The sequence below is a fragment of the Psychrobacter sp. genome (genome assembly GCF_030457785.1).
Taxonomy (GTDB): Bacteria; Pseudomonadota; Gammaproteobacteria; order Pseudomonadales; family Moraxellaceae; genus Psychrobacter.
Genome location: NZ_JAKDUI010000112.1, coordinates 1 through 8,523 on the forward strand (window position 1 = coordinate 1; position 8,523 = coordinate 8,523).

Below are 8,523 nucleotides of genomic sequence, written 5' to 3' on the forward strand. Positions count from 1 at the left end.
AGTAATATTTAGCTTGCCACACCCAGAAATAACCAGTTCATCAACTTAACAAAAATTAATTGTTAACGCCTATATGAAAAACTTGCCAATACAAAAAAAGCTATCTTGTCGTTTGTTACTGTCTAAAAGCTTAACGCTAGCGCTGGTAAGTATGTGCTGTTCAGTAACCGCACAAGCAGTGATAACCGATATTCAAGTGAATAACTTGATTTCTCAAGCCATCCAGACACATCCATTAGTGGATTCTGCCCGTGCCAGTCAATTGGCAACCAGTGAAGGCATTAACGCTGCTAAGTTAAATCTGTTGCCCACACCAAGTGTTTCATCAAGCTACGACAATGATGAAGACAGTTTTGTGTCGGAAGCGAGTCTGTATCAACCATTATGGACTGGAGGCAAGCTAACGGCTAATGTCAATCAGGCCATATTTGATGACAAAGCCGCCGTAGAGCATATCCATGAACAGCAAAACGCCATTGCCCAAAGTACTATTGAAGCATGGAAAGGCTATATACAAGCGATAGCAGAGCAAGACATCCATATAGAAACCCTCGCACAGCTCAGCGATTTTGAAGCGTCAATGCAACGCCGGGTCAATCAAGGCGTTTCTGCCCGTATCGAGCTAGACTTAGTAACCAACCGAATCCTACAAGAACAAAACTCCTATCAAGCAGCGGTCGAACAGCAGCGTATATCTGCCGCTAGATTAGAGCAAATCATTGGGGAGGAGCTTGCACCGAACAGTGCTGGCAGCCTGCCTAATATCAAAACACTAGCCAATCAAGCCAAACTGCAGGCTACCAACTTCGAACAGATGGCATTTGACCCTACCAGTTTTAATAATCCGACGGTCGTCAAAGGGCATTATCAAGTTGAATCAGCCAAGCAAGATGTAAAAGCACAGCAAGCCGGCAAATACCCTACGGTTTATGCTCAGTATGAGCATCTTTATTATCATGAAGACAACTATGATACTGGTCAGTTTTATATCGGTATGAGTTATGACCCGGGTGCTGGGTTTTCAAACCTAGCACTGGCTCGTGCTTCGCAGGCTGAGGTTGATAGCCTAGTACAAAACCAAGAAGCGGCGCGCCGTGATGTGATTGAAAACATTCAAGTAAAATATCAGCAGTTTGCAAGTGCTCGTGATCGTGAAACTTCATTAGTAGCGGCGGTCGCTGGTGCCCAGATTGTAGTCAACTCTTATCAACGTCAGTTTATCGCTGGTCGTAAATCTTGGCTAGAAGTGCTCAATGCGGTTCGAGACCTTGGAAGTTATAAAGTACAGCTGGCGCAAACGCGAGCGAGCTTACTAGAGGCTTTTTATGGGCTACAAGTCGACTTTGGAGTGATGCCGTGGCAGGATTTTGGTTATAATCGCCAACCGACACATTTATTTCATCCATTAGACCCTGTAAAGGAGTGGATGCGCAATCAGAACAAAGGTCTAAATCAGACTCAATCCCCACAATACCAACAGATACAAAGACCAGTCAGACAAAGTGAGCAGAGTCAAAAATTTGGTTATAAAACACAGTCTGATACCCAAGCTGACACCCAAGTAGGTTTTACGATGCCTGGGTCAACGATGCAGAACCAAAACAGCGGCAACGGAGATTTTATTATGTATGACAACCATGATATTACCCCTATCGTTGAACAAACAGATGCCGCGCATATAGAGCGCTAAATAAAAAACTTCCGCATAAGCCATACCCAGCTCCAGTTTTGAGAACTATTCATTGGTAATTATCCATTGATAGTTATCAAATAGATAATAAGTGACCTTTATGAGTGAAAATCTATCATCTGCTTCTAATCCTTCTAACTTTCCTGACCAAGTCAGTCAAGTATCAGACGCTTCAGTTATGGTAAATAGCAATGACACAGATACGATTCAAACGCTGACGGACGCTTTGAAGCATTTGCTGAGTCAACAAGGCTATCCCGTAGATAATATTCGACTGCATGATGTCGTATCCCGTCACAGCAGTGAGTCTGCTGAATCAGATGCTCAAGGCCAAAGTATTCATGAATTAGGCGGTGTCATTGCCGTGTTAAACGGCATTGGCATCAAAGACATGCCTGAGATTTTAGAGCAGCCAGATGCGGCCTTTTTACCTTTATTGGCGTACAGAAGTGATATGGGATGGGGTGTAATTGATAGCCACACTCCGCAGGGTACCTGGAACTTTCGTCAAGAAGGAAACCAGGTATCTAGCCGTGCTGATGAGTTGACACTGGTATTGCGTGTCCGTCTAACCAATCAGCATCTTGCACAGCGAAAATCTTCATTTAATGATCTGCTCAAATCCGATTTAGGGAATTATAAAGGGATTCTGGTAGAGGCGATTGTTGCCAGCTTTCTCATCAATATGTTGGCACTTTCTGTGTCGCTCTTTTCCATGCAAGTCTATGATCGTGTGATACCGACACGTAGTGAATATACACTCATCATCTTGGCGAGTGGTGTGTTTTTGATCATCATGTTCGAAGCTTTTATGAAGTTTGCCCGTTCAAGAATCATGGACAAAGTGGTGGTCGGCTTGGATCAGCATTTATCTCGAGAAGTCTTTCAGCGTTTATTGCGAGTACGTATCGATCAAATGCCAGGGTCGGTCGGTACGATGGCAGCCCAGTTGCGTGGTTATGAGCAAGTACGAAGCTTTTTTACGGCTAGTACGATGTTTGGTCTTGTTGATCTCCCGATGACCATTATTTTTGTGACATTGATAGCCTTTATTGGCTCGCCATTTGTGGCTGCAGTGCCGGTTATTGCTGCTGTGATAGCGATAACCATGGGTCTACTAGCACGTAAAAAAGTCGATGCAATTGCGGCTGAAGGCGCTGAAGCGTCTTATCAAAAGACCGGCTTGTTGGTCGAGTCTGTAGAAGGTGTGGAGACGATTAAAGCTGGTGCGGGTAGTTGGAAGTTCCTATCACGTTGGTTAGATATCATGACAGTCACCGTCCGAAACGACTTGGACATGAAACACGCTAATGACAACCTTACTTTCTTCACTCAGATGCTCCAGCAAGTCAGCTATGTTGGTATCGTTATTGTCGGTTCTTTTGTAGTAATGAGAGGGGATATGACCATGGGTGGGCTAATTGCCTGCTCGATACTCGGTGGGCGGGTACTTGCTCCAGTGATGACATTGCCAGGTTTATTGGTGCAGTATGCTCATGCCAAAGCAGCAAAGGTCAATATTGAGAACCTTTTTGAGCTAGAGCAAGACAACCATGGCGTGAACTATCCATTATCTCCGACTCATATCCATGGTAATTACCAATGTGACAAACTGGTATTTAACTATCAAGGCAATGACAGACCTGCTGTTGATGTCCAAAGGTTAAATGTACGATCAGGTGAGCGTATTGCTATATTAGGGCCTATTGGTTCTGGTAAGTCGACGCTATTGAAAGTGCTTTCTGGGCTTTACGCACCAACGAAAGGACGAGTACTGCTAGATGGTTTAGACATTCACCAGATCAGTCGTGAGACCCTGAGCGAGCGTTTAGGATATTTGCAGCAAGACCACCGTTTGTTTCAGGGGACGTTGAGAGAGAACTTACTAATCGGCATGCCAGCACCTGATGACAATACGCTACAAGAGGCGCTGAACAAAACAGGGCTCATTAACTTGGTATCAAGTCACTCGAGTGGTCTGGATCTGCCGATTTCTGAAGGTGGTAAAGGACTCTCTGGTGGACAAAAGCAATTGGTAGCGTTTACTAGGTTATTACTGACCAAGCCCGATGTGTTTTTATTAGATGAACCAACTGCCTCAATGGACAATCGACAAGAACAACGTTGCATCAAAGTTTTACGTGATGAGTTGACAGCAGGTCAGACGTTTATCGTCTCCACTCACAAGACCGCATTACTAGAATTGGTCGATAGACTGATTATTATGGACAATCAAGGCATCGTCATTGATGGACCAAAAGAAAAAGTGCTCAATGAGCTTAGAAGGAAAGACAAAGCGTCTAATGCCACCGGTTCTAATGCGACCAAAGTTCAAGCTACAGGTCGAGTTGAAAGTAAAAAAAATCAGCAGCCGGCAGTGGGTATAAAAAAGATGTCGACGCCTAATCTGAAAACGCCTCGAACTTAACTGAATGAAATGCTAAGCACGTAGCAAATGACGACAAAACGTATGCATATCGTAAAATTAACAAGCCAGCAAGGTAAATAGGAATGGTTGATTATAAATACAGCCCCACATCACCCAAAGTTGACCGTTCAAGACTCAGTATTTGGATAGCGCTTGTCGGTATTATTATTTTACTAATATGGGCGTATTTTGCCAAAATTGATCAAGTCACGCGCGCCACAGCAACCGTGATTGCGAGTGCACGAACCCAAGAAATTCAAGCATCTGAGGGTGGTGTGCTAACTGAGCTTGCCGTGGTAGAAGGTCAAGACGTAAAACAAGGGCAGCTGCTATTGGTATTAGAGGAAGAGCGTGCCCAAGCGGCGCTTGATAATTCAGCGTCCAAAACAGCAGCACTAAAGGCGAAGCTGGCGCGTCTTAATGCTGAGATTTTTGATCAACCTTTGGTGTTTCCTGATGATATAAATGGCTATCCAGAATACATCCAAAACCAAACAGCACTGTATAACCGCCGCCGTGAAGCCATCAACGAAGACGTGTCTTCTCTTGAAAAAATGCTGGTACTGGCTAAACAAGAGCTGAGTATGAATGAGCCGCTACTAGAGTATGGGGATGTGAGCCAAGCGGATGTGATCAATCTCACTCGTCAAGTGGCTGAGATTGAAGCACAAATTAATAACAAAAAAAATACTTACTTTGAAGAAGCGCAAGCAGAAATGACAGCAGCCCAAGAAGAGTTGGATTCTGAAATTGAACAGCTGCGCGATAGAGCCCAAGTGTTAGAAGAAAAGCGCTTGAATTCTCCGACAGCAGGCAAGGTAAATAATATCAATGTCACGACCATCGGCGGTGTCGTTCAGCCTGGTGATATCATCATGGAGATATTACCGACCAGTAGCGAGTTGATTGTCGAAGCCAAAGTAAGACCTGCAGATATTGCTTATGTTAGAGAAGGGCAGGATGCTACTGTCAAGCTTGATTCATACGACTATTCAATATTTGGTGCCATGACAGGTACCGTCAATTATATCAGCCCAGATACCTTGATGGAGCAAACACCAGAAGGAGAAGAGCCTTATTATAGAGTTATCGTTGTGATTACTGGTGCGGAGTTTGCAGACAGAGGGGATGAGATTGTCATCAAGCCTGGGATGACTGCTTCTGTTGATATCAAAGCCATGGAGCGTACTGTATTGTCTTATCTCACCAAACCAATAACCAAAACCTTATCTGAAGGGTTGGGTGAGCGATAGTTTACCAATCTAGCTTAAGCTTCACCTAAATGGCTGTCTGATATCAAAAAAGGCTCGTGACAGCCATAGCGTGGACTTATTTAATTGGGTATTCCGTCCTTTTGAACTAAATGTTGGTTTTATAAATACAACAGGGTAATATTTATAAAACACTTAACAGGATAAATGCCATGTTTAGTATGATAAAGGACTGGCGTGAGCAGCGTATATTGGATAATAGCGAGTTCACCCGCGACGATTGGTGTCGCGCTGCTAAAAGAATTGTGATACTCGATAGATTAGACGACGAAGCGCTGGCAAGCTTGTTTGATTTGGCGACGTTGTTTTTGGATGATAAGTCAATTACTGGTGCGCAAGGTTTTGAGATTACCGATCAAGTCAGATTATCTATTGCTTTGCAGGCTTGCTTACCAATATTGAATCTTGGGCTGGAATGGTATGCTGGCTGGTCGTCAGTTATTATTTACCCAAGCTCTTATAAAAGCGATACCAAAACAGTAGATGAGTTTGGCATCGTACATGAAGGCAGCCAACATCGCAGCGGAGAAGCTTGGCAGCGTGGTCCTGTTATTTTGTCTTGGCGTGACGCTGAGCACTCGGGTGAGCGTGATGGTCACAATGTGGTCATTCATGAATTCGTACACAAGCTTGATATGATGAATGGTCGAGCCAATGGCTTTCCACCGCTACAAGAAGATATGGATTCTACCCGGTGGACTGAGATTATGACGAGAGATTTTGAAGACTTTCAGCAGCATCACAAATCAGGCCTGGATCGTTATGGTGCGACTAACCCCGCGGAGTTCTTTGCGGTACTTAGTGAAGTTTTTTTTGAAACACCGCAAAAACTCATTGATGCATATCCAGACATTTATAAAATTATGGTGAAGTTTTTTCGTCAAACACCGCTTTAAAAGGCATTCGTACTATATAAGTTGATAGCTGTACAACAATAAACCATCTGAACAAGTGAGGACTCATGAAAAAACTATCCGTCAGCATTATTGGCATCTTAGGCACGTGTTTTGTTTCAGCGAATACCTCTGCTGCAAGCTTTGACTGTACAAAGGCTAGTACTTGGGTAGAAACTTCAATTTGTAGCGATGCTGAGCTCTCAGATCTAGATGAAAAAATGGCGCAGCAATATAAATCTGAACTTGCTGAAACCACCACTAACGATATACGTCATGCCCAACAAACTTGGCTAAAGTTTCAGCGTAATACCTGTAAAAGCAAAGAATGTCTGCTCCGAGAGTACAAAGAGTATCTCGAGGGAAGGGATGTAAGCTATGCGCAAGACCTAATTCATGGTGACGCACCTAGTCAGCAGGCATTTGATACATTTTATGAAGATGTTGATATTTCAGTGTATAACCCAGATACACAGGCTTGGGGAGAGGCGCAATCGACGACTCACGATATTGAAATTAATAGTGTGACAAACAGACCGTATATCGCAGTTGTTGATGCCACTTTAATTTTCACCAACGGACACACGTGCTCTGTCGATACCGAGGTGGCATATTGGGCAGACAACCATTGGTCTATTGTTGACTACTATGAAGATGCTGAACTAAGACTTTACCCAGTGAGCACAGGCAGCAAGACTGAGTTGTTATTGATAGACGTTGATGGTCAATATCGACTGTCTCATTGTGGCATGCGAGGATATTTTGACAGCAAAACATTTGAGACGATGTAAGTGTCTTGATGCAAGGATCATGAGGTCAATCCTACTGTGCTTTGCAAAATAATTTGGCTTCTGATACAGTTTAAGTTCATTTTTTTGGTGTTTTATCATGTTGAAATTATTGGTTCCATTCGGGGTTGTGATGACGTTGGCTGCTTGTCAATCTACACCACAAGCATCTAAAAATATAGAAAATACGCCAAATGTTGGTATGGCAAATCCTGCAAGTGTCTACTGCGTTGAAGAAGCGGGTGGTCAGAGTAAACTAGTCACTGACGCAGACGGTAATCAACGTGGTATTTGTCATCTGTCTGATGGTACGACAGTTGATGAATGGGAACTATTTAGAAAAAACCGGGTAAAATAGTCTAGCACTGGATGGTGCAATCCTACAAAAACAAGCCACTCATATGAGTGGCTTATTTTATGTTTGCAACGCTATATATTAATCTAATCAAAACATGAATATAGAGAAGGGCGGTGCATCATTGAAACAAAGTCTAATATTTTTGTCTATATAGCAATTTCTACATCACAAGTCTTTTAGTGGTATTTATATTGTCCATTGATCAGAGATGATAGCAACCAGATAACGCTTACCTTGATACTCATCAAACACCAAACGCATGCCACGCCAGTCCATACCACCATATTGCTCACTGCCGGCAGAGTAAAACTCAACAAAATCCGAATTTTGATATATTTCATTTAAGTTATTGATACTATTGCCATTAACTTGGCTTTCATTGATTGTTATTTTTGCACCATCATTAAAAGTGTTGGCATTGACCCAAGTTTGTAAATATTCAGGTAAAGGGATGACAAGTGGGTCACCAGTGCCATCTTTTGCACCCCAAGTAAAGCGAATATTGGACTCACGTAGATACTGTAAGTATTGAACAGGACTAAAGACCTTATCTGATTCTGGGCGAATATAAGCATACATCGAGAAGCGAACACCACGATTTGGATGGATATCATCAGCGATACTGGCGTAGTCGCCATTGGCCAACGCACGCTGAATACGAATTGCGTCATCTTTTAATGACTGTTGATCTGTGTTGGTGGTATCGGTTATTGAGGAGCTGCTGTGTTCTGTATGAGGAATGCTATTGTTCATTTCAGCAAAAGTCTGGCAACCAGTGATGGCAAGTGTCGACATAAAAACTGCTGCGGTAGATAGTTTATAAAAGTTAGGTTTAAAAAGATTGAAAGGCTGCGTCACAATGATTATTCCTTATTTATTTTTGTGGTTAATGTTGAACGATATGATTGAGCTATAAATATTATTATTTATCAGCTGTTGTGAATTAGCAACCACGAACTGACTATGAACCGATAGATAGAATGAAACACTGTAATGTGCAGGTAAATACTTTATAGCGTCACATCCAAAAATCATTGGTTTGTTTTCGTATAATGTATATTATGTTAAACTAAGGGTACCATACAATAAGTTCAT

At 42.7% G+C, this 8,523-nt stretch carries 7 protein-coding genes; 6 read left to right on the forward strand and 1 reads right to left on the reverse strand.

The genetic code is table 11. The features are described 5' to 3' along the window. Positions 1-73: 73 nt before the first annotated feature. From L0J61_RS06755 to L0J61_RS06780, 6 genes are all read left to right on the forward strand, one after another. A complete protein-coding gene (locus L0J61_RS06755) occupies positions 74-1,690 on the forward strand; it encodes a TolC family protein (RefSeq protein ID WP_301465566.1) in 1,617 nt (538 codons plus the stop codon). Positions 1,691-1,790: 100 nt separating this feature from the next. Further along, positions 1,791-4,118 (forward strand): type I secretion system permease/ATPase, encoded by a 2,328-nt coding sequence (locus L0J61_RS06760; protein ID WP_301465567.1) that lies wholly within the window; start codon positions 1,791-1,793, stop codon positions 4,116-4,118. 83 nt (positions 4,119-4,201) lie between these two features. Beyond that, complete coding sequence (locus tag L0J61_RS06765; RefSeq protein ID WP_301465568.1) at positions 4,202-5,371, forward strand: HlyD family efflux transporter periplasmic adaptor subunit; 1,170 nt, start codon at positions 4,202-4,204, stop codon at positions 5,369-5,371. Between the two features lie 170 nt (positions 5,372-5,541). Next, positions 5,542-6,285, forward strand: coding sequence for a zinc-dependent peptidase (locus L0J61_RS06770; RefSeq protein WP_301465569.1), 744 nt, complete (start codon positions 5,542-5,544; stop codon positions 6,283-6,285). Positions 6,286-6,350: 65 nt separating this feature from the next. Next, complete coding sequence (locus tag L0J61_RS06775) at positions 6,351-7,073, forward strand: lysozyme inhibitor LprI family protein (RefSeq protein ID WP_301465570.1); 723 nt, start codon at positions 6,351-6,353, stop codon at positions 7,071-7,073. A gap of 97 nt (positions 7,074-7,170) precedes the next feature. Continuing rightward, entirely contained in the window at positions 7,171-7,428 is a 258-nt protein-coding gene (locus tag L0J61_RS06780) for a DUF333 domain-containing protein (RefSeq protein WP_301465571.1), read from the forward strand. 186 nt (positions 7,429-7,614) lie between these two features. Here L0J61_RS06780 and L0J61_RS06785 read toward each other — a convergent pair whose 3' ends face one another. Further along, positions 7,615-8,223: a hypothetical protein gene (locus L0J61_RS06785; RefSeq protein WP_301465572.1), complete on the reverse strand. Its 609-nt coding sequence runs from the start codon at positions 8,221-8,223 to the stop codon at positions 7,615-7,617. Positions 8,224-8,523: the final 300 nt, after the last annotated feature.